The sequence below is a fragment of the Pannonibacter sp. Q-1 genome (assembly GCF_054073275.1).
On sequence record NZ_JBSXNB010000023.1, the window covers coordinates 1 to 1,051 of the forward strand.

General features: G+C 55.7%; 2 protein-coding genes. Both read left to right on the plus strand.

The window, feature by feature from the left end; translation table 11 throughout:
• The first annotated feature begins 263 nt into the window (after positions 1 to 263).
• Positions 264 to 545, plus strand: a complete 282-nt coding sequence (locus tag ACVNHC_RS24465; RefSeq protein ID WP_457169895.1) for a BrnT family toxin — start codon at positions 264 to 266, stop codon at positions 543 to 545.
• Positions 529 to 777, plus strand: coding sequence for a CopG family antitoxin (locus ACVNHC_RS24470; RefSeq protein WP_186393214.1), 249 nt, complete (start codon positions 529 to 531; stop codon positions 775 to 777). The genes ACVNHC_RS24465 and ACVNHC_RS24470 overlap by 17 nt, the downstream gene beginning before the upstream one ends.
• Positions 778 to 1,051: the final 274 nt, after the last annotated feature.

Sequence of the window (1,051 nt, forward strand, 5' to 3'; positions counted from 1 at the left end):
AGGTGAACAGCCTGGAAGCCGCTCTAGCCAATGCCACGGCAGAACGTGACGAATGGCGCGACCAGGCTAAGCGTCTGGCCATGGCCCTGCCTGCGCCAGGCGCAGAGCCACAGCAGAAACAACCGCAGAGCTTCTGGGCATGGCTGACAGGACGGCGGTAAGGGCCAAGCGCGCATTTGGAGGGGGGGGAGAGACGGCGCAAGTCGGCTGAAAGCCCCCCGCAATGTATTGCTTTTGTGTAGACAAAAACCTATGTTTTACAGATGAACATAACCGGCTTTGATTGGGATGACGGCAATTGGCCGAAGTGCGGGAAGCACGGCGTTTCCAGAGAAGAAATCGAGCGGTTATTTCTGGAAGGCCAAGCGCGAGTAGCCCCCGATATCAAGCACTCGACGCCCGCCGAGAGCCGGCACATAGCGGCTGGCTACGTCAATGGCCGGGCCATGTTCGTGGCGTTTGCTTTTCGGGGCAACCTCATCCGTCCGATCAGTGCACGGTACATGCACGCGAAGGAGGCGAGCAGCTATGAAGCGAGTACCTGAGTTCAAGACCGATGCCGAAGCTGAAGCTTTCTTGGAGCAAGACCTGTCTTCCCTCGACTTCAAGCAATTCAAGCCAATGCAGTTCGAGGTCGCAAAGAAGGAAGCTTCCCTGAACATGCGCCTGCCTTCCATCCTCATGGAAGCAATACGAGCCAAGGCAAAGGCAAAGGGCATTCCCTACGCCCGCTACGTGCGCATGGTGCTGGAAGCCGACCTGCGGCAAAAGCATTAACGTCACATCACACTCATGGGCAGTGCAAATGGTAGATATACCACAAGCATATATTGATGAGGTCACTCGGGAAGTCCATGAGCTTGCCGCTCAGTTGGGTAGAACAGCTCACATCAACGAATCCGATGTGTACCTGTCCGGCCCAACGTCTTCATTCGACACCGAGATTATCGCCCGTGACATATTCGATGCTGTCGAAGTACTGCGCGACATGATCAAGCGGCGGGAAGAAAACCGTCTGCGCCACGAGATTTACCTTCGTAAAAAGCGTGAA

Bases quoted from the DNA above. Each gene is read 5' to 3' on its own strand.
- ACVNHC_RS24465 (WP_457169895.1), top strand. From the start codon at position 264: ATGAACATAACCGGCTTTGATTGGGATGACGGCAATTGGCCGAAGTGC.
- ACVNHC_RS24470 (WP_186393214.1), top strand. From the start codon at position 529: ATGAAGCGAGTACCTGAGTTCAAGACCGATGCCGAAGCTGAAGCTTTC.